The sequence below is a fragment of the Leucobacter coleopterorum genome, from assembly GCF_011382985.1.
GTDB classification, from domain to species: Bacteria; Actinomycetota; Actinomycetes; order Actinomycetales; family Microbacteriaceae; genus Leucobacter; species Leucobacter coleopterorum.
On sequence record NZ_CP049933.1, the window covers coordinates 2802614 to 2821059 of the forward strand.

Annotated in this window: 18 protein-coding genes and 1 pseudogene; 9 read left to right on the forward strand and 10 right to left on the reverse strand. The window is 59.4% G+C overall.

The window, feature by feature from the left end; genetic code table 11:
- Positions 1-101: 101 nt before the first annotated feature.
- Entirely contained in the window at positions 102-1241 is a 1140-nt protein-coding gene (gene glf, locus G7066_RS13150; RefSeq protein ID WP_166331520.1) for a UDP-galactopyranose mutase, read from the reverse strand.
- Positions 1242-1377: 136 nt separating this feature from the next.
- On the opposite strand from glf, the gene G7066_RS13155 reads away from it, so the two are divergent.
- Positions 1378-3285: a DUF6541 family protein gene (locus G7066_RS13155; protein WP_166331521.1), complete on the forward strand. Its 1908-nt coding sequence runs from the start codon at positions 1378-1380 to the stop codon at positions 3283-3285.
- On the opposite strand, the gene G7066_RS18000 is transcribed toward G7066_RS13155, so the two are convergent.
- From G7066_RS18000 to G7066_RS13185, 7 genes are read right to left on the reverse strand one after another with little or no spacing between them, the layout of a single operon-like run.
- A complete protein-coding gene (locus tag G7066_RS18000) occupies positions 3269-3427 on the reverse strand; it encodes a hypothetical protein (RefSeq protein WP_425280774.1) in 159 nt (52 codons plus the stop codon). The two genes, G7066_RS13155 and G7066_RS18000, sit on opposite strands and share 17 nt — an antisense overlap.
- 20 nt (positions 3428-3447) lie before the next feature.
- On the reverse strand, positions 3448-5373 hold the full coding sequence (locus tag G7066_RS13160; RefSeq protein WP_166331522.1) for an acyltransferase family protein: 1926 nt from the start codon (positions 5371-5373) through the stop codon (positions 3448-3450).
- 49 nt (positions 5374-5422) lie between these two features.
- Positions 5423-7774 (reverse strand): acyltransferase family protein, encoded by a 2352-nt coding sequence (locus tag G7066_RS13165; protein WP_166331523.1) that lies wholly within the window; start codon positions 7772-7774, stop codon positions 5423-5425.
- Positions 7761-9377, reverse strand: coding sequence for a class I SAM-dependent methyltransferase (locus tag G7066_RS13170; protein ID WP_166331524.1), 1617 nt, complete (start codon positions 9375-9377; stop codon positions 7761-7763). Before G7066_RS13170 ends, G7066_RS13165 begins: the two co-directional genes overlap by 14 nt.
- Positions 9374-9763 (reverse strand): DUF2304 domain-containing protein, encoded by a 390-nt coding sequence (locus G7066_RS13175; RefSeq protein WP_166331525.1) that lies wholly within the window; start codon positions 9761-9763, stop codon positions 9374-9376. The genes G7066_RS13170 and G7066_RS13175 overlap by 4 nt, the downstream gene beginning before the upstream one ends.
- 6 nt (positions 9764-9769) lie before the next feature.
- Positions 9770-10453, reverse strand: a complete 684-nt coding sequence (locus G7066_RS13180) for a glycosyltransferase family 2 protein (protein WP_205881455.1) — start codon at positions 10451-10453, stop codon at positions 9770-9772.
- A 42-nt stretch (positions 10454-10495) separates the two neighbouring features.
- Positions 10496-11614, reverse strand: a complete 1119-nt coding sequence (locus tag G7066_RS13185; RefSeq protein ID WP_205881456.1) for a glycosyltransferase family 4 protein — start codon at positions 11612-11614, stop codon at positions 10496-10498.
- A 118-nt stretch (positions 11615-11732) separates the two neighbouring features.
- On the opposite strand from G7066_RS13185, the gene G7066_RS13190 reads away from it, so the two are divergent.
- The 8 genes and pseudogenes from G7066_RS13190 to G7066_RS13220 all read left to right on the forward strand — a co-directional run bounded on the left by G7066_RS13190 (position 11733) and on the right by G7066_RS13220 (position 17190).
- A complete protein-coding gene (locus G7066_RS13190; protein WP_244303411.1) occupies positions 11733-12410 on the forward strand; it encodes a glycosyltransferase in 678 nt (225 codons plus the stop codon).
- Entirely contained in the window at positions 12404-12820 is a 417-nt protein-coding gene (locus G7066_RS13195; RefSeq protein WP_166331528.1) for a glycosyltransferase, read from the forward strand. The genes G7066_RS13190 and G7066_RS13195 overlap by 7 nt, the downstream gene beginning before the upstream one ends.
- Before the next feature lie 50 nt (positions 12821-12870).
- Entirely contained in the window at positions 12871-14043 is a 1173-nt protein-coding gene (locus G7066_RS13200; RefSeq protein WP_205881457.1) for a lipopolysaccharide biosynthesis protein, read from the forward strand.
- A gap of 77 nt (positions 14044-14120) precedes the next feature.
- Positions 14121-14429 (forward strand): hypothetical protein, encoded by a 309-nt coding sequence (locus G7066_RS13205; protein ID WP_166331530.1) that lies wholly within the window; start codon positions 14121-14123, stop codon positions 14427-14429.
- A complete protein-coding gene (locus G7066_RS13210) occupies positions 14336-15613 on the forward strand; it encodes a DUF2142 domain-containing protein (RefSeq protein ID WP_244303412.1) in 1278 nt (425 codons plus the stop codon). The genes G7066_RS13205 and G7066_RS13210 overlap by 94 nt, the downstream gene beginning before the upstream one ends.
- A gap of 103 nt (positions 15614-15716) precedes the next feature.
- Positions 15717-16097 carry a DUF2142 domain-containing protein gene (locus G7066_RS18005; RefSeq protein ID WP_425280775.1) on the forward strand — a complete coding sequence of 127 codons (381 nt, stop codon included), beginning with the start codon at positions 15717-15719 and terminating at the stop codon, positions 16095-16097.
- Positions 16022-16216: pseudogene (locus G7066_RS17585) on the forward strand (DUF2142 domain-containing protein); the annotation flags it as partial. The gene G7066_RS18005 and the pseudogene G7066_RS17585, both read left to right, overlap by 76 nt.
- Entirely contained in the window at positions 16213-17190 is a 978-nt protein-coding gene (locus G7066_RS13220) for a DUF2142 domain-containing protein (protein ID WP_166331532.1), read from the forward strand. The pseudogene G7066_RS17585 and the gene G7066_RS13220, both read left to right, overlap by 4 nt.
- On the opposite strand, the gene G7066_RS13225 is transcribed toward G7066_RS13220, so the two are convergent.
- Positions 17122-18009, reverse strand: a complete 888-nt coding sequence (locus G7066_RS13225) for a hypothetical protein (protein WP_166331533.1) — start codon at positions 18007-18009, stop codon at positions 17122-17124. The two genes, G7066_RS13220 and G7066_RS13225, sit on opposite strands and share 69 nt — an antisense overlap.
- Positions 17907-18386 carry a hypothetical protein gene (locus tag G7066_RS13230; RefSeq protein ID WP_166331534.1) on the reverse strand — a complete coding sequence of 160 codons (480 nt, stop codon included), beginning with the start codon at positions 18384-18386 and terminating at the stop codon, positions 17907-17909. The genes G7066_RS13225 and G7066_RS13230 overlap by 103 nt, the downstream gene beginning before the upstream one ends.
- Positions 18387-18446: the final 60 nt, after the last annotated feature.

Sequence of the window (18446 nt, forward strand, 5' to 3'; positions counted from 1 at the left end):
ACCTTTCGCAAGATGACATTAACCTCACCCCAAACGAAAAGCTTATGTGGGGGTTCAGTGAATGTCGAGCTTCAGGGTGTGTTGCGACCGAATTGAGAGCTTTAGAGCAGCTCACTCAGCTTATTGTTATACATGGACAGTGCCGATCCGATAGCCATGTGCATGTCAAGGTACTGGTATGTGCCGAGGCGACCACCAAAGAGCACCTTATTCTCCGAGTCGGCGAGTTCGCGGTACTGCAAGAGACGCTCGCGATCCTCTGGAGTGTTAACCGGATAGTACGGCTCATCTTCGCGAGTCGCGAAGCGCGAAAACTCGCGCATAATGACCGTCTTGTCGCTCGGGTACTCCCGCTCGGGATGGAAGTGACGGAACTCGTGGATGCGCGTGTAAGGCACGTCTGACCCCGCGTAGTTCATAACACTCGTGCCCTGGAAGTCGCCGGTCGGCAGCACCTCTTGTTCGAAGTCGAGTGTTCGCCAGCCAAGCTCACCCTTGGCGTAATCGAAGTAACGATCCACCGGCCCGGTATACACGACCGGAACGGTGCCAACAACCGCGTTTTTGTTGAGCTGCTGCGACTCGTCAAAGAAGTCGGTGTTGAGGCGCACCTCAATGTTCGGGTGATCCGCCATCTTCTCAAGCCACGCCGTGTAGCCGTCAACCGGGAGACCCTCGTACTTGTCGCTGAAGTAGTGATTGTCGTAGTTATAGCGCACCGGGAGACGGCTAATGACCTCTGCGGGCAACTCGGTGGTCGGGGTCTGCCACTGCTTCTCGGTGTAGTCCTTGATGAACGCCTCATAGAGCGGGCGCCCGATCAGCGAGATGCCCTTCTCCTCAAGATTCTTGGCACCCTTTGTATCGAACTCGGTAGCCTGCTGCGCAATAACCTTGCGGGCCTCATCTGGACCATAGGCCGCACGGAAGAACTGGTTGATTGTGCCGAGGTTAATCGGCAGCGGGTAGACCTCGCCCTTAAAGTTCGAGTACACCTTGTGCTCGTAGTTCGTGAAGCTAGTAAAGCGGTTCACATACTCCCACACGGTCTCGTTTGAGGTATGGAAAAGATGTGCTCCGTACACGTGCACCTCAATGCCGGTCTCGGGCTCCGCAGCTGAGTACGCGTTGCCACCGATATGCGGGCGGCGATCAATGACGACCACCTTCTTGCCGTCGTTTGCGGCACGCTCCGCAATCGTAAGACCGAAGAAACCTGAGCCGACCACCAAAAGATCCATGACAGCCAGCTTAGTGGAGACGCTCACGGCTGAGCGGCGACGCGTGCCCACTATGAGCAGATACCCGGTTGCACTCGGTTAGTCTCGGTTGGGAGCACGTTTCCCGTGCCTTGACCGACAACAGTTACGGACCTTCATGAGTTGGATCGAAGCAATTCCGACGGCCTTGGCGAGCGCAGCCATACTGCTGATTCCCGGACTGGCGGTCGGCTGGTTTATTGGGCTGCGCAGGTTATGGTTGTTGGCACTCGCCCCGGCTGTATCGATCACGCTGCTGAGCGTCGCCTCCGTCGCGCTTCCACTCATCGGCATTTCGTGGCACCCGCTCTCAGCCCTACTGTTTGCTGCTATCTTCGGTGCCCTCATCGTGTGCCTGTTCAGATTCGCGCTACGAGCGAGGTTCGATTTCGCGACCTCAGAAAGCGGCCGATCCTGGCCCACCATCGTAGCTTGGGCTTTCTGTTCAATTGCGCTCATCACCATCACGGCCGTCTCAATCGGCAAACCCGAAAACATCTCCCAGACCTTCGACAACGTCTTCCACCTCAACGCCATAGCGTTCATCCACGACACCGGCAACGCTTCACCCTTCGATATCACCCTGCTCACAACCCCCAACGGGCAACGCGGTTTTTATCCCGATGCCTACCACGCTCTCGTCCAGCTAGCTCAGCAGTTCACCGGTGCGTCCATCCCGGTCGCCATCAACGCGTTCAACGTTGCAGTGCTGGCAACCGTCTGGCCGCTCGGCATTCTGCTGCTGTCGCGCCAAATCGCGGGCTCCTCGCGCGCGGCCACGATCGCAACAGGAATTCTTGCCGCAGCCCTACCAGCTTTCCCCCTCAACATGCTGGTTTACGGCGTGCTGTACCCCTTCTTCTTGGGTCTCGCGCTGATGCCCGCTGCACTTGCGCTCGTCATGAACCTCCTCGGAGCCTCTCGCGAGGGACGCATTACGACGATGTGGCCTCACATTGTGCTGCTCGCGGGCATCATCTTTGGTGTCGCAATCACCCACCCGGGCGCAATGATGGGTGTGCTCGCACTCGCCACCGCAGTTGCGACCGCGGCGTTCTTAAACGGCTGGACTCAACTTAATCGGAAGCAGAAGCGGCAGCGGAGCATTGGTTTTGGCATCTTTGTGGCGTTCGGCATCCTCCTCCTCATTGTTCTTCGTCAGGGCAACTGGTGGGAACCACGTATGTCTGTCTTTGAGGCCCTTCAGCAACTCTTAACGCTCTCTCTAGAGGGCTACGGCCTCCCCCTGCTGACTGCGGCGCTTGTGCTGTTTGGCCTTGTCATCGCGATTCGCAGGAAAGATGTCATCGGCGGGGCTGTGATTGGCATGTGGATTATCACAGCGGTTCTGTACGTGCTCGCTGCGAGCGCGGGTCCAAAGATTCTGCGGTTCCCTACATGGGTTTGGTACGGGGACTCGCCCAGGCTTTCAGCCATCTTCGCGATCGCGGTGATCCCCGCGGGTGTTCTTGCCGTGCGCTGGATAGTTGAGGCACTTGCCAAACGGTCACGCCCATCTTGGGCAGGCGAGGTTGTTGTACTCCTTGTCATCGCGGCTGTCACCCTCACAACGGCGGGATACGATCGGCTCGCTAGGAACATACGCTGGATCCACTCGATCTCACAAGACTCTCGTTTGCTCTCAGAAGACGAGGCGGCCCTCATCAAGCGACTACCCGATGAGGTTGCGGCCGACGAAGTCATCGCTGGAAATCCATGGACGGGCACCTCTCTCGCGTTTGCGTTCGCCGACCGCCAGGTGATTTACCCGCACATGCTCATGAACGACGTGGGCAAGGATCGGGAGACGATCATGAGTTCGCTCAAACAAGCTGACAGCAATCCCGCGGTGTGCGGGGCCGTTGATCGCCTCAACGTGCGCTACGTGCTCGACTTTGGGACCAGAGAGGTGCACAAAGAAGCCCATCGCTATCCTGGCATCGAGGGGCTCAGCAAGTCGCCGCTGTTCGAACTGGTGGACCAGGAGGGCGACGCGAAGCTCTACCGCTTTATGGGTTGTCAGTAGCGGACTGTTCGACGAGAGGGGTGAGTTCTCGCGCAAACCACCCCTTTAACGACTTGGTGTACATGGCGCTCAGGTGGTTGTCGTCTCTGTACATCACGAGATCACCTGAAATCATGTGGCAGGTACCCTCTGGGCACACCATCTGATGGGTGTCGAGCACGCTCAGGCTGAGCTCCGTTGCCGCCTTGGTGAGCCAGTCAGCCTCCTGCGCATCCCCCACGAGCAGGCATCGTCAATCGGGCCCTGCCTGATAAGGCAATCGGGCCCGCTCAGACTCTGCCCCTCCGCACCAAAGATGCCAACAGACGGCGCATCCCTCATAACAACTACCTGTTTTCCGGCGTCGCGCAACCGAGAAAGCGCTGGTTTAGGATCTGCCTCACCCGACACTAGATCAGCGCGAACGCTTACAATGACGATGTCAATCGAGGGGTCCGCCTCGATCGCGCTGAGCTGTTGCTCGCTCCACTCACGACAGCGCGCGGCCTCCTCATCGCTGATTGTTGAAGGCACGTCGAAGATCTCACACGATGCACGTGATTCCACACGCAGCCCCCAGTCTGACTCAGCCGCTAGATGCTGAAGCGGAGTAGCAAACTGTTCGGCGTGAGAGTCGCCAATCAAGAGGATCTGAGCACCCAGTCCCGGGAAATCGCAAGATCGCTCAACCCACGTGCTGACGACCTGCCCCGTGCAGTGGCCATCCTTCTCGGCTGAGCGGAACCACTTCCACGGAGTGTCCTCCTGCGCGAAGGCGGGATCGATCAAGGCTTCATCGTATCTATGCGGATCCGGACACTTGTTCAGCACCGCATACGCCCCAACGCACAAGCCCACCCCCGTTGCGCCGCCGTTCTTGTCCCCGCGCAGTAGCGACTCGATCTCGGTGCGCCGCTGATCCACGTCCTGCTGAATCGCGACAATCTGTGACGCGGCAAAGCCAATGATCGCCGCGATCGCCCCACCCATCAACACAAACGTCGCGCTGCGACGCTTCAGGAGTCCCGGTGCCCTACGCACAGGGTCTTCCACCCACCGGAGTGTTAACCAAGCGAGTAGGACAGTAACCGGCACCACGATCGCCGCACGCCGCCACCCCCACCCCGCCTCGGGAATCGCGGCGGTCACCGCGAGGATCAACGGCCAGTGCCACAAATAGATCGAATACGACGTGTCACCAAGAAACTGAATAACCCGGTTATGGGTGAGGCGTTGCGGAGCGAATCTCCAACCGCCGCGCTCACTGTCACCGCTCCAGATCAGGACGGCCGCCGCCAAAACCGGGATCACCGCGATAGCGCCTGGGAACGCGGTACCTGGACCAAAGAGCAGCGCACACGCCCCAATCGCGGCCACCGCAGCAAGACTCACCAACCCCCGCACGAGCGACGGGCCCCTCCACGCCGGAATCATGGCCACCAGCCCGCCCAGCGCGAACTCCCAAGCGCGGGTTGTAGTCACAAAGTAGGCAGCTGGCTGCGAGCGGGCGGTCTCCATAACCGAAAAAGCGAGAGATGCAAGCAGCACCGCTATGAGTGCACCGAGCACAAACCGACGCGACGGTTTCTTGAGCAGGGCCGCGATCCCGACCACAAGCAGTATCAGGAGTGGCCACACCAGGTAAAACTGCTCCTCGATCGACAGCGACCAGTAGTGCTGCACAAGCGTTGGGGGCAGTGCGGAGTTGAGGTAATCGACTGAGTTCGCCGCGAGACGCCAGTTCAGGATGTAACCGGCCGCATAGCTAATGTCGCCATAGTTCTGAGGGCGCGTGTTCGTCTGCATCACCGTCATGGTCAGTAGAAGTGTTACCACAAGCACCAATAGTGATGCCGGCAGCAACCGCCGCACGCGTCTCGCCCAGAACTCAGTAACGCGAATTCGCCCCGTTGTCTCAAGCTCGCGCAGCAGGTGTCCGGTGATAAGAAAGCCACTCACCACAAAAAAGATGTCGACGCCGATATAGCCACCGGGCAACCATGCTGGAAACAGGTGAAACACCACCACCAGCACAACCGCAAGGGCACGCAAACCCTGAATATCAAGACGACGCCGAGACGGGCCACTCGTGTGTGCTACACGCTGCAAGTCTGTTGTTTCCTTTGCTGAACCGTTTCGGGGCGAAGACGCTAAGAGCCTAATCTAGGAGCAATTTCAGTTCTCTAGCGAGCCACCCCTCGAGAGACCTCACAAACGTTCCTGTGAGGTGGTTGTCGTCGGTGTAGACCACCAGGTCACCGATAATTGTGTGACAGGTTCCATCTGAGCACAGAATTTTGTGCGTATCTATCACACTCAGGTCGAGGTTGTCTGCCCCGGCTAAGAGCCAGCTAGGTTGAGGATCCTCAGCCCAACTGCACGCGTCGTCATTCACGCCTTGAGCTAATAAGCACTCTGGGCCAGTGAGCCTTACACCGCTCGGTCCGAAGAACCCGATCTCGGGCGTGTCCCTCACAATAATGACCTGTTTCCCAGCATCACGAAGTCTGGAGAGCCCTGGCACAGGGTCGGCTGGCAAGACGTTTCCCTCGATACGCATGCTCACAATAACCACGTCTATTGTCGGGTCGGCGATAATGGAGTCGAGCAGCTGTTTACTCCACTCCAGGCACCGAGCAATATCCTCGTTCTGGTCCTCGACAGGAAGGGTAAAAATCGCACAGGATGAACGGCTCTGCAAACGCAGCCCCCACCCTTCCTGCTCGGCCACCCGACTGAGGGGCTCCATGAGTTGATCTGCGTGGGAGTCCCCGATAACCAAGATCTGTTTGCCCTTACCGGGGAAATAGCAGGATCGCTCAGGCAGGGAGCCAACGGTTTCCTTCGTGCATTGCCCCTCGACAGTCTTGTCGTTAATCCATCGCCACGGTTTGTCTTCCTGCGCAAATGCGGGGTCTATGAGCTGCGGGTTGTAGGCGTACGGGTTGTCACACTTGTTGAGGATCGCGTACGCCCCAACGCAGAGTTTTGGCTCGACTGGATCAAGGGTTTTTGTGTTTCCAAAGAGTGATTCGAGTTCGGTTTGTCGTTTTTCGACGTCCTGTTGGATCGCGACACTCTGCCACACACAGACACCAACAATCGCCGCAACCACAACCGCCATCAACCCAAACGTCATACTCCGACGCCGCAACACACCAGGAGCCTTGCGGATTGGATCTTCCACGCACTTCAACGTCACCCATGCCAGCACCACCGTCACAGGCACCACAATCAACGCGCGACGCCACCCCCACCCCGCCGCAGGAAACACCGCCGTCACCGCAAGAATCAACGGCCAATGCCACAAATAGATCGAGTACGACGCATCGCCCAGAAACTGCACCACCCGGTTATGCGTGAGCCGCTGCGGCGCGAACACCCAACTCTGATCGTCACTGTCACCGCACCAGATCAGCACCGCCGTCGCCACAACAGGGAGGAGCGCGATCGCCCCCGGGAACGAAGTCGCCGCCCCAAACATGAACGCGCACACAGCAACCACAGCCAACGCGACCACGCTCACCAGCCCACGAACCAGCGGCGTGGTACGTGCCGCTGGCACCATCGCGACAAGCCCACCCAACGCAAACTCCCACACCCTGGTTGTTGTCACAAAATAGGCGGCGGGCTGCGACCGAGACGTCTCAACGATCGAAAACACTAATGAAACCGACAACACGAGCACAAGGGCGGCAAGTACGAACCGACGCTGAGGTTTGCGCACCAGCGCCGCGATCCCAATCACGATCGCAATCAACACTGGCCACACCAGATAAAACTGTTCTTCAATCGACAACGACCAGTAATGCTGCACCAGCGTTGGCGGAAACTGCGAGTTAAGGTAATCGACCGAGTTCGCGGCAAGACGCCAGTTCAGAATGTAACTGGCCGCGTACCCGATGTCACCATAGTTTTGAGGTCGCGTGTTCGCGGGCATCACAGTCATCGTGAGAACAATCGAGACGGCTAACACGAGGAGCGACGCGGGCAACAACCGACGGACGCGTCTGGCCCAAAACTGCGTCACACAAACCCGGCCCTGCGTCTCAACCTCGCGCAACAGGTGCCCAGTAATCAGGAACCCACTAATCACAAAGAAAATATCGACACCGATATAGCCGCCAGGCACCAGACGAGGAAAGAGGTGGAATACCACGACCAGCACAACCGCAAGCGCACGCAAACCCTGAATATCAAGACGACGCCGAGACACCATCAGACCACTCTGTCGCTGCAAACCATTTACCTTCGGGAGGGAGGAAACTGTCGGGTTAGTCCAGAGCCTTCGGGCCAGCTGCTGCTCAGCAACATCAATCAGCTCAACAATTCGAAGACTATTTCCTCGTAGTTCGTCGATCTCTGCCTCGAGACGATCAATGTGCGCGCGCGCCGACTGCAGCTCAGCCTCGATAGCTGTCATTCGACGAGCATCGTCACGCCAGTGAAATACAAAACGATGAGCCAGCGCGCGGAAGCTTCGTGGTGACTGCGAATCAGGCTGAGTCATGGGGTCCTCCTGGTTGTGTGGATCGCGGCAACGGCGCTGAGACTGTGGGTTCTGCGATGCGCACCCGAGCTCCGACCGGATCACGATCAGAACCCTCCGAAAGCCTACTGAACTCTACAGCGAGCCCAAATTGAGAGGCCTCGACCGCCACCTCTTCTTGAGTGAGGTGCCACCCGCTTGGATCATCAGTGGTGATGTCTGCGACCGGGTGAGAGTGAAAAGTAAGGAACGCCGCGCCACCGCTGCGCAGAGCCATGCGTGCAATGCGCCAAACGTTTGGTCGAGCATCATGACCCAGCTCTTCAATGAGGTGGTTCGCAACGACGCTAAACGGACCGGTGATTGCAAATCTGCGGGTGAGCGCAATCGATTGCAACCGATTCAGGTTGAGTCGCCCAAAGGAAAGATTAGGCAGCTCGAGTGCGGCAGCACGGCGCAACGCGGCAGTAGAAAAGTCGAGGCCCAGAACTCGGCGTGCTGGATCCGCGGCTGCGATTTCGCGCGTGAGAGTTCCCTGCCCCGAGCCGAGATCCACCACAGTCGAGCAACCAAGCTCCCGGGAAGCTAACCACTCACGACCGGTCCGCCATTCCGAGTCGGCCTCGGCGCTCGCACCATTCGTCGACTCCGCAAACCGGTCGTCCCAGTACTCTCGTTGAAAATTGAATCCGCCAAACCACCGTTCGAAGCGCCGCCTGGTCTCAAGCGGCGTCACGATCTTGAAACCGGGAATCGGACGGCGCCAGTTCTCGTCATAGTTGATTGTGAGCCAGTGGTCGACGTCTGCCGGGGCCGGAAACTCGAAGCCGTCGATCACGACGGAACTAAAGGGCAGCATCTGAGACTCGGCCATTGGGGCACGCACGTGGAACGGCTGATTGATGCAGCCATCCTGCGTGAAGAAGGCGGCGAATACATCGATGTAGTAGTCCTGATCCGCGGGAGATCCTGAATCATCGGCGACACCCTGAAACGACAGCTGCATATGAGCCGCGCTGTGGTGCAGAACGCGGTACCCCAGCTCGGCCAAGCGGCGCCCGACTCTGAGAGCCTCGAGTGCCACGTCCACCGGGTGGGTGTGAGTCGAAAGGTACGCAATATCGGCGTCGTCATCGTGCGGCAAAAGTTTACCGTCGCGCACACCACCGAGCAGCGTTCCGCCAACCACAAATGGTCGCAGCCCAAAGTCATCAAGATGAGCGACAAGCTCTGTCGCTTGTTCGAGAATGCGGCGCTGGGAGCTGACCCCCATCGCTTCAAGGGACCGCCCGAGCCGGCCCCACTTGTTCACCATGAGTTGGCGTCCGTGTTCGTCCACAACACGAGTTGAGTGCGGCTGCTCGTCAAACCGCGCGTCACACGCGGCCAGTTCAATGTGGCTTGCCGAATCAACAACTGTGACGCGCGCGCGCCCTGTGAGGTGGGGCTGAAGCGCGGTCGGCCAATTAACACCCAAGGAAGTCAGCTGCGCGACCTCAGAGCTACTCACGTCGATGGACCAGATTCTGCGACCGTCAAAACAGACGTCCAACGAAGCGGTTCCCGCGGGAATCGCTTCAAGCTGGAGGCGGGTATTCGTAACCCGTAGCGCCGGGTGATTCAAAGCCGCGGCTGATCCTCAGCCGAGGATTTCGAGTCTCGCGCAGCCGGCATCGGTTCAAGCGGCCGCTGCAGCGCCAGTGTCCGAGCGAGCTGGGTAATCTGCGTGTCCTGCGCGCTGCGCCTGCGGGCCGCCTGCAGTGAGTTACCAATAAAGACAATGATGAAGGCATAAAGCAGCAGATCCGCACCTCGACCGATGCCGACACTGACCGCGAGTTCGTTGACGATGCCGGGAAAGATAACAGCAACGATGGCCGCGGCAAGAAAGAGCATCAGCGCGAGTGTGCGGATCGCCTGGGTGCGCGCGGATCCACCCGAGCGGAGCAGCATGATCCCAAACAGCACAAAAACGACGATGAGAATTGACTTAATAATGATCTGGTCCATACTGGCCTACTTCACGAACAGTTCGCTTAGAATATTGACGGAGTTCCAGAGCGACTGCCCCTTCGCACGCGAGTAGTCAGTGTAGATGATGTGCACCGGTTCTTCTGCATAGCGCAGGTGTCGTTTGCCAATCTGGGCAACGATCTCACTCGCGTGGGCCATGCGATTTTGGCGGATCTGAATCTTATTTACCGCTTCGCGGTTCAGTGCACGCAGCCCGTTGTGCGCGTCAGTGAGCTTGACCCCGGTACTGAGGCGCTCAAACCATACGGCAGCCCTAAGCACGATCCTCTTCATGAAGCCCGGCTTTGTGCGCCCGTCGAGAAAACGTGAACCAACCACAATGTCGAGTGGCTCGTTACGAAGGCGAGCAACCATGCGCTCGGCGTCTTCGGTGCGGTGTTGGCCATCGGAGTCGAACGTCACGAAGTACTCGGCACCTGGCTGCTCAGCCGCAAAGTCGAGGCCCGTCTGCAGCGCGGCGCCCTGCCCAAGGTTGATGGGGTGGCAGACAACGTACGCACCACCCGCACGTGCTTCCTCGATAGAGTCATCGCTGCTGCCGTCATCAATGCATACGATGTTGGGGAAGGTTTCGCGAGCCCGCTCGACAACCTCACGCACCACTTGGGCCTCATTATAAAGGGGCACGACGAGCCAGGTGTCCGCATTGCGCGGTACAGCAGCCATGGGTGTGTCCTTCATGCTATTCAGAGGTGTGGATACTTCAGTCTAGTTCGTGTGTGCCCCCGACCGCCGCGCACACTTCAACGAACTGCTGGGCACGAGCGGGCCAGGTCCAGCTTTCAATGAGCTCGTGGGGGCCGGGCTGCCAGGATCCCGCAGAACCGCGGTCACCGCTTCCACAAGTGACGCGGTATTTTTCTCGTCAGTTATCGTAACGTTTGCGCCCTGCTCTTTCAGAGTCGCCGCACCCGGCACCGAATAGGTCACGACGCGTCCTCCCTCGGCAATTGCCTCAAGGAGTGTGGTCTGAAACCCCTCTGAGAGTGTTGTTGGGTTTACGAGTGTTGCACCTTGCAAGGCCTCACGCACCTCGCTCTGGGACACGCGGCCGCGCACCGACACGATGTCCTCCACCCCCAGCGAAGCGGCAAGCGCACGCAGCGACGCCATGTCGGCTCCATCACCCAGCACTTCTGCTGTAAGTTCAGGATGAACGGGGCGGATTGCTGCGACCACCTCAAGAAACTCCCGCCAGCCCTTTCCTGCGACAAGCCTGCCGACAAACACGAGGTGAGCCTGGCGAGCGGATGATCCTGAACCGGCTGCGTCCGTCACAGAAACCGCATCAACCGCGTTGTAAAACACCTCGCCGTCGACGTCGGCGAGCCTGTGGATGAAGGCCGTCACATTCTCTGAGACCCCGAGTACCCGGTCGGCGCTGCGCAGCACCCTGCGTCCGAGGGTGAAGTCCACAAGACGACTCGCGAAGCGAATAACCGCCGAATCGCTCGCAACGTGATCGCTGCCGTGCTCTGTGTGAATGAGCGGCAGCCCAGCGGCACGCGCTGCACGCATGCCGACGTAGCTCATCGGAAAGAACCGGGTGTGCACCGAAACAACGTCAATTTCGCGCTGCCGCAGCAGCCCGGTGAGCTGCCTGCGCGTGCCCAGCGAGGGGAACCCCAGAATGTCTGCGACCCGAAAGTGTTCTGGCAGGGTAAGAATCTCGACCCCGTTGACGTGAGACCAGCCCGGCTCCGTGCCGAGCGTCACGACAAGTACCTCGTGTCCCATTCGGGTCAGCTCCGTGGCGAGTGAGCGCACGTGCAGTTCAACTCCCCCGGTACGCGGAGGATAGTTGTTGACGACAAAAGCGATGCGCACGAAATTTTCACCTTGCCTTGCTGAATTGTTGAGTTGCCGACTTGCTGAGTGTTGATCCTGTCATTCGATACTAGGGTGATGAGCGACTGTTCCAACACAGGAGGACCCCGTGCGCATCATGTATGTCTGCACCGACGCCGATATTGGCGGTGCAGAGCGCCTGCTTGCACTGCTCGGCAGGCACGCTGACCCGCGAGACGAAAGCTGCCTCGTGGTACTGATGCAGCGGGGCACACTGAGCGACGAGCTTGACGCAGCCTTTGACAGGGTCGTTTACCTCGACACCCCTCCCACCTCGCGAGACATCTTCCGCATGGTGCGCGGACTCAACGCGCAGATTCGCGACTTTGAACCAGATATCGTGTCATCGCACCTCTTTCACGCCGATCTCGTGACGGCTCTCGCTAGCACAAGAGCACCGCGCACGACGACCGTGCACACGCACGGATTTGGCCCGGGCGATCATCCGCTCACCAAACTCATCGCGCGAGCAGTCGGTGCGCTTTCCTTCCGGTTCGACGCTGTGATTCCGTCAAGCGACAGTGACGACATGGCGCAGTTTATTCGCGCGTTGCGCATGAAGAACGTGCGCACCCCCATCTTGAACGGTGCCGAGATCCCACCCGCCGCAACCTTTGATCCCGCGGCCCGCAGCTTTCTTTCCCTCGCCCGCAACCACCCGGTCAAGGGGCACAACGTGCTCTTCGGCGCTTTTGCCGACATAGCCGAGCACATACCCGACTGGAGGTTACGGGCCTACGGACCGGGGTCGTTCCCGACGATCCGCGCATGGTGAACGTACTGCGCGAGTCGGGTGCAAGCGAGCTTGCGGCGGCGGGCAGGATCACGCTCGACGGACCCACCTCTCACCCCAACGAGGTACTGGCGCGCTCTTCGGCTCTCGTTATCTCAAGCCTCTACGGTGAAACCTCTCCGCTTGTAGGGGCCGAGGCAGCGGGCAACGGTGTACCCGTCATCACGAGTGACATCGGCAACTGCCGCCAGTTCGTTGATGACCCGCGCTTCGCTGTGCCAGCGGGGGATCGCGTCGCGCTCGCCGCCGCAATGCTCAACTATGCGCGAATGAGTGACGCCGAGCGTCGAGCCCTGAGCCAGTCAGCCCGGAAGAGAGCAGAAAAAATGTACAGCCCTGAGAGGGTAGCGCAGAGCTATCGCGCCGAGTTCGCTGAGCTGGTAAGCCAGTGAGCAGTGCAGGAGGTGGTGTGCTCTCGCGAACCGTCATCTCAACTATCGGGATGGGCGTGCAGGGGCTTGCGCGTTTCGCGTATACGCTGATAATCGGCAATATTGCAAGCAAGGAAAGCCTTGGCGAGATTAGTGCTCTGCTCTCTCTCTCAGTATTTGCTTCGCTCTTCTGGCCAGCTGCAGCAGGTGTTGCGGCCTCCCGATTCATTCCGGATCTCAAGTTGTCAGAAACCGCAATAGCCGTACTAAAACGCAGCTTCATAATAGCTGTCTTGATTCTGGCGGTACTCACAGCACCAGTCACATATTTTCTCGGTAGCGACTTGTCAGAAGTTTTCGGAACAGTAGCGCTTGTTATAAGTTACTCCGGGTACGTGTTCGTGCGTGGCGTCCTTCTGGGAGAAGATCGGATCATTCGAGCAACCGTAATTGATACGATCACTTCGTTTATAGCAATCACCATACTCGTCCTGGTGTTGTTCGCTGGTTGGCACTGGGCGACACTGTTACCACTAACGATCTCATACTTGGTCTTTACTCTCGTAAGTTGGCCGAAGGGTGGCCGTGTTAGAACCTCCGCGATGCGCCGTGAAGTGCTCCTTTTCACGAGAGACTCTACGTTAGCGATGATCGCAACTGGCGGACTACTTCCTGTAACGATGCTATTTGTGCGTGCTTTCGACACTCCGACAGTGGCAGGTCTCTTTGCAGCCGGATTATCTCTTGCAACCCCTGCAAACCTCTTAGCACAATCAGTTAATCAAGTACTTGTCCCCCATTTCGCTCGAATGCTGGGTGGACCCATTAGCTCCATGCGACGCTCGCAACTGCACGTGTTTCTGGTCTCTCTCGTCGGCTTCGTTGCAGTCTTTGGACTATTGATATGGCTTTCACCTTGGATCTTGGATACGTTCTTCCAAGGAGAGTACAATGATGGCTTGGCAAGCATGCAAGTGATGCTCGTTGTGGTCGGTATGATGTCACTGATGGCTGCACCTTCAGCGTATCTTGTCGCAACCGGCAGGCAGGGCCTCTACGCTCGCATCTGGTTGGTCGCCACGATCCTCGGCATTCTGGTGATGCTTCTAGCGGCACCGACCATGGGGCAGTGGGGCGCGGTAGCCGGATTCGTGCTGGGAGGAATTGGCGGCTCCCTCGCGGTGGTTGTCTGCGGCTTGACACTCGCCCCGCGAACCCTCCAGCCTGATCCCGCGCCAGAGTAATAGCACCTAGAATCTTGTGTGACCTCGCGTACCCACAAACCGAGCACACGTCCCAACCTTTTGGAGCCGCCCGCAGCATGTTCACGCCCAAGCGCACGCTCGCCGTTATCGGCATTCTGCTCGCCACACTCGTAACGTTTGGCGCGTGGGCACTGTCGTCTCCTATCGGAGCGACTCCCGACGAAGACTTTCACCTCGCGAGCATCTGGTGCGGTAGTGGCGAACGTGAGGGCTCTGCGGTGAGGGCTCAGTCGCAGATAACCGCGCCATTCCCGACAAGATCAAACAATCAATCTGCTACGCGCACAACGATGAAAAGAGCGCCGCGTGCCAGGGCGAAAACTTCCAAGATAGCGGCTTTCAACTGGTCGACTCCCGCCGCGTAAACTCCAACGGCCAGTACCCCACGGGGTACTACTTCTGGTCGTCATTCTTTGCCAGTGACAACCTGGTCGTGTCAACAATGGCGCTTCGGTTCACTCAGGCGCTGCTGTTTAGCGGCCTGGTCGCTGCGACAGCGCTGCTGCTGCCACGGGCAAACCGACCGTCACTGCTCGGGGCGATCGCGATTACCTTCGTGCCGCTCGGCATGTTTCTTATTCCCTCCGTCAACCCGAGCGGGTGGGCAATCGCGTCGGGGGCGCTGCTGTTTCCGACCCTCGTGGGTTACCTCACGACCACGGGTTGGCGTAGCAGGGCCTTGGGCGCGCTCGCGGTGCTGGCCGGGTTGCTTGGCCTCGGCGCTCGCGGCGACAGCGCCGCCTACGCTGTGGTGGCCGTACTTGCAGCGCTCGTGATCACGTTCAAACGCAGCCGCGAGTACGCGTTGCGCGCGATCCTGCCCGTTGCGATTTCAATCGCGGCGGTCGTCACGTTTGTCACCGCCGGGCAGACCGGTCTTGCGCTCGAGGGCATGACACAGAAGGGCTTTGACTCGATCTCGCCCGGAAAAATGCTGGCAGAGAACATCTTCGCGCTCCCCGAGCTTTACGCTGGGGTACTTGGCCAAAACTTCGATTCGAGCGACTACGCCGGTCTCGGCTGGCTCGACACGCCTCTCCCGGCCTCCGTGTGGGCACTGACGACTTTCGTGTTTGCTGGCGTGATCTTTCTTGCGTTCCGACGTTTTGAGCCGCGCCGCGCAATCGCGCTCACCGGAGTTGCGCTCGCCGCAGCTGCGATCCCGCTCTACATCCTTTTCCAGGGTCACGTGCCGATCGGGTTCCAGGTTCAGCCGCGCTATGTGATGCCGCTGCTCGTTCTGTTCGCGGCAGTGGCGCTCTCGCCGAGCCCGCAGGGAACGGTTGTGTTGGATCGGCTGCCTAAGTTCACACAGATCCAGTTCTGGATCGTGGTGTTGCTGCTGAGCGTTGCGAACTCGGTGGCGCTCTTCATTAACATGCGGCGCTACGTGTCGCCCGGCAACTTTAATCTCAATAATGCGGATTGGTGGTGGCAAGCAGCGCCGCAACCCATGACCGTGTGGTTTGTAGGCTCGCTCGCCTTTGCCGTGCTGGTTTTCTTCCTGATGAGAAAGCTACAGCGAGATCGCCTGGAGGTGATCGCATAATGTCGGTGTCTGAAACTAGTGTTGCGGTGACTGAAACAGCCCCAAGGCCCTGGAAGTTCGCTCAAAACGTCCGATCTTGATTGGTTTGCTCGCCGTTTTGCTCATGGTGCTCGCCTTTGGGGCCTGGGCACTCGCTTCACCTGTCGGCGCAAGTCCCGACGAAGACTTCCACCTGGCCAGTATTTGGTGCGGCAGCGGCGAACGCGAGGGACTGTGTGGCCCCGGCAGCACCGCTGATTCCCGCATGGTGCCCGACAACATCGAGCGGGCAATCTGTTACGCACACGAGCCCGACGTGAGCGCTGCTTGCCAGGGCAAGAACTTTTTGGACGGCGAATTTGGTCTCACCGACTCGGATCGTGTGAACGGTGACGGCCTCTACCCTCGGGTTACTACTTCTGGACCTCGTTGTTTGCCGGTGACAACATGGTTATCTCGACCTTGTTTATCCGCTTCGCTCAGGCGCTACTCTTCTCCGCACTAGCGGTGGGGCTGTGGGCGCTGCTGCCACGCGAGAACCGCCTTGCCTATGTTGGTGGCATCATCGCCACGTTTGTGCCGTTTGGCATGTTCCTCATCCCATCCATCAACCCGAGTGGGTGGGCAATCTCGTCGGCTGTGCTGTTGCTTCCCTCGCTTATTGGGTACATGAGCACCACCGGTTGGCGCTCTTGGGCGCTTGGTGGATACGCCGTGTTTGCAGCGCTACTCGGGCTCGGGCCCGCGGTGACGCCGCCGCCTACACAGCGATTGCGGTGCTCGCAGCGCTGGTGCTCACCTTCGAGAAGTCCCGGGCGTTCTTCGTGCGTGCGATCCTGCCCCTTGCTTTGATGGTGTTTGCTGCTTTTGCCTTCTTGAGCGCAAATCAAACGGGATCGGCCCTCAGCGGAGGTATGGCACTGAACGATGCGGCTGAGATTCCGAAACGTGCGCTTATCGCGATCAACCTCTTCGATCTGCCCGAGTTGTTCTTCGGAATCGTTGGTCAGAATTTCGACGGCAGTCCGTATTCGGGTCTTGGCTGGCTCGATACGCCGATGCCCGGTCTTGTGTGGTTCTCGACGACAGCGGTATTGGCAGGTGTGCTGTTTGTGGCTCTCGCCCGATCCGACTGGCGCAAGACCATCGCGCTCGTGGGAGTTGGGCTCGCGACGGTCGCTATTCCGATGCTGTTGCTCGTGCAGAACGGTGTGACCGTTGGCTGGCAGGTGCAACCGCGTTACATCATGCCACTCCTCATCATGTTTGTGATTGTTGCGCTGATGCCGACGCGTGATCGCGGAAGTGTTGTCAGCGGAGCGCCTGTGTTCAGGCAGCCGACATTTAGCCTCGTTCAGGCTGGGGTTGCAGCGGGGTTATTGACGGTCGCGAACTCGGTCGCACTCTTCTGCAACATGCGTCGCTACGTCGCACCCGGCGAGTTGGATCTCAACGGTGCTGCCGAGTGGTGGTGGCGAGTCGGTCCGTCACCCATGATGGTGTGGGGCACAGGAACGCTCGCGTTTGCGCTACTCGCCGCCCTGCTGCTCTGGATCGCGAGTTCGCAGCGCCGCAAGGTGAACGACGGCGCCGAGTAGCGGGCCGACCACAAGACCAAGCACGATGCGCGTCTCGAGAGAGGCTGGCAGAAACGCGAGTGCGGCCAGGGCAAACACCGCGGCAACGACCCAGCCGGCTGCGAAGAAACTGTGACGCTTAAGTGCGAGTGCGGCGGCTCCCGTGGCTGTCAGCACGCCGAGGCAACCCGCGGCTGCAACAAGCCCTGCCAGTGTCGAAGCAGAGAGCACAAAGCCCTCTCCGAAGAAGGCCGCGAGCAGCGGGCCGCCCCAGAGCCACACCACCCCGGCAACGAACATGGTCAGCACCGTGATCACCGCGAGAACAAGCGCGAGCAGGCGATTTCGTCCCGCCGTGGCTCCGCTCAGACGAGCGATCAGCATGCTCTGCAACGCATTGATCGGCACCAGGATCGGGGCACGAGTGAGGGTCACCGCCAGAATAATGGCTCCGAGGGTATCCTCGTCCGTTCGCCCGAAGAGCGATATGAATACCGGGAAGCCGTTGATCAGGATCGCCGCCGCGATTGATGCGGTGAGCGTGCGCGACATGTTTGCGGCGAGCCCGCCCGCTGTACCGGCGACGAGTGTGTTGGCGCGAATGGTGCGCGCCTTGACAAAAAACACGATCGCGAGTGAGACCGGGAAGGGGATCGCGACCGCCCAGGCGAGTGCCGTGCCACCGAGATCGAGGCCAAGCGCCAGCCCGACGAGCACAAGACGCAGTACACCGTCAATCACGGCGAGCAGAGCGAATGCGGCCCACTGGCCAGTGCCCGCGAGGATCCCGTTCGTCGCTGCGACGAGCGCATACGCAGACACCGCGATCGCGAGAGGCACCCCCAGGTAGCGGTGCCGGATCCGAACAGAGCCTCGCTCCAGAGCGGACTCGTCGCACCGACCAGAACGAGCAGAGCGGCAGCGATCAGTAGGGCGAAGCGAAGCACCGAGGTTTTGTGGTGGCGCGCTGATGTGGTGCTGCCCGTCACCGTGCCCTGAGCCGCAGCCACCCCACGGGTTGATTCCTGCTGCACCCCGAACAGGATTGCCACCACCATAAACAGCGCGCTCCAGTACACGGAGAATTTCGCGTAGTCAGCTGGCCCAAGCGCCGGGGCCACTATCAGCAGCACAATAAAGCTGCTGGCTGCCGAGACAACCGTGCCGGTGAGCACAAGCGCTAATCCGGATCGCGCGTTCGTGGCGGTGTTTGTCAAATGAGACCCCTTAAGATGATGAGCGCGCGACCACGACACATTATCTCAGGAGACGGAGCG

Excerpts from the sequence above, each read along its gene's own strand:
- glf (WP_166331520.1), bottom strand. The coding sequence starts at position 1,241 with ATGGATCTTTTGGTGGTCGGCTCAGGTTTCTTCGGTCTTACGATTGCG.
- G7066_RS13155 (WP_166331521.1), top strand. The coding sequence starts at position 1,378 with ATGAGTTGGATCGAAGCAATTCCGACGGCCTTGGCGAGCGCAGCCATA.
- G7066_RS18000 (WP_425280774.1), bottom strand. The coding sequence starts at position 3,427 with ATGGTGTGCCCAGAGGGTACCTGCCACATGATTTCAGGTGATCTCGTG.
- G7066_RS13165 (WP_166331523.1), bottom strand. The coding sequence starts at position 7,774 with ATGACTCAGCCTGATTCGCAGTCACCACGAAGCTTCCGCGCGCTGGCT.
- G7066_RS13175 (WP_166331525.1), bottom strand. The coding sequence starts at position 9,763 with ATGGACCAGATCATTATTAAGTCAATTCTCATCGTCGTTTTTGTGCTG.
- G7066_RS13180 (WP_205881455.1), bottom strand. The coding sequence starts at position 10,453 with ATGGCTGCTGTACCGCGCAATGCGGACACCTGGCTCGTCGTGCCCCTT.
- G7066_RS13190 (WP_244303411.1), top strand. The coding sequence starts at position 11,733 with ATGTATGTCTGCACCGACGCCGATATTGGCGGTGCAGAGCGCCTGCTT.
- G7066_RS13195 (WP_166331528.1), top strand. The coding sequence starts at position 12,404 with ATGGTGAACGTACTGCGCGAGTCGGGTGCAAGCGAGCTTGCGGCGGCG.
- G7066_RS13200 (WP_205881457.1), top strand. The coding sequence starts at position 12,871 with ATGGGCGTGCAGGGGCTTGCGCGTTTCGCGTATACGCTGATAATCGGC.
- G7066_RS13205 (WP_166331530.1), top strand. The coding sequence starts at position 14,121 with ATGTTCACGCCCAAGCGCACGCTCGCCGTTATCGGCATTCTGCTCGCC.
- G7066_RS18005 (WP_425280775.1), top strand. The coding sequence starts at position 15,717 with ATGGTGCTCGCCTTTGGGGCCTGGGCACTCGCTTCACCTGTCGGCGCA.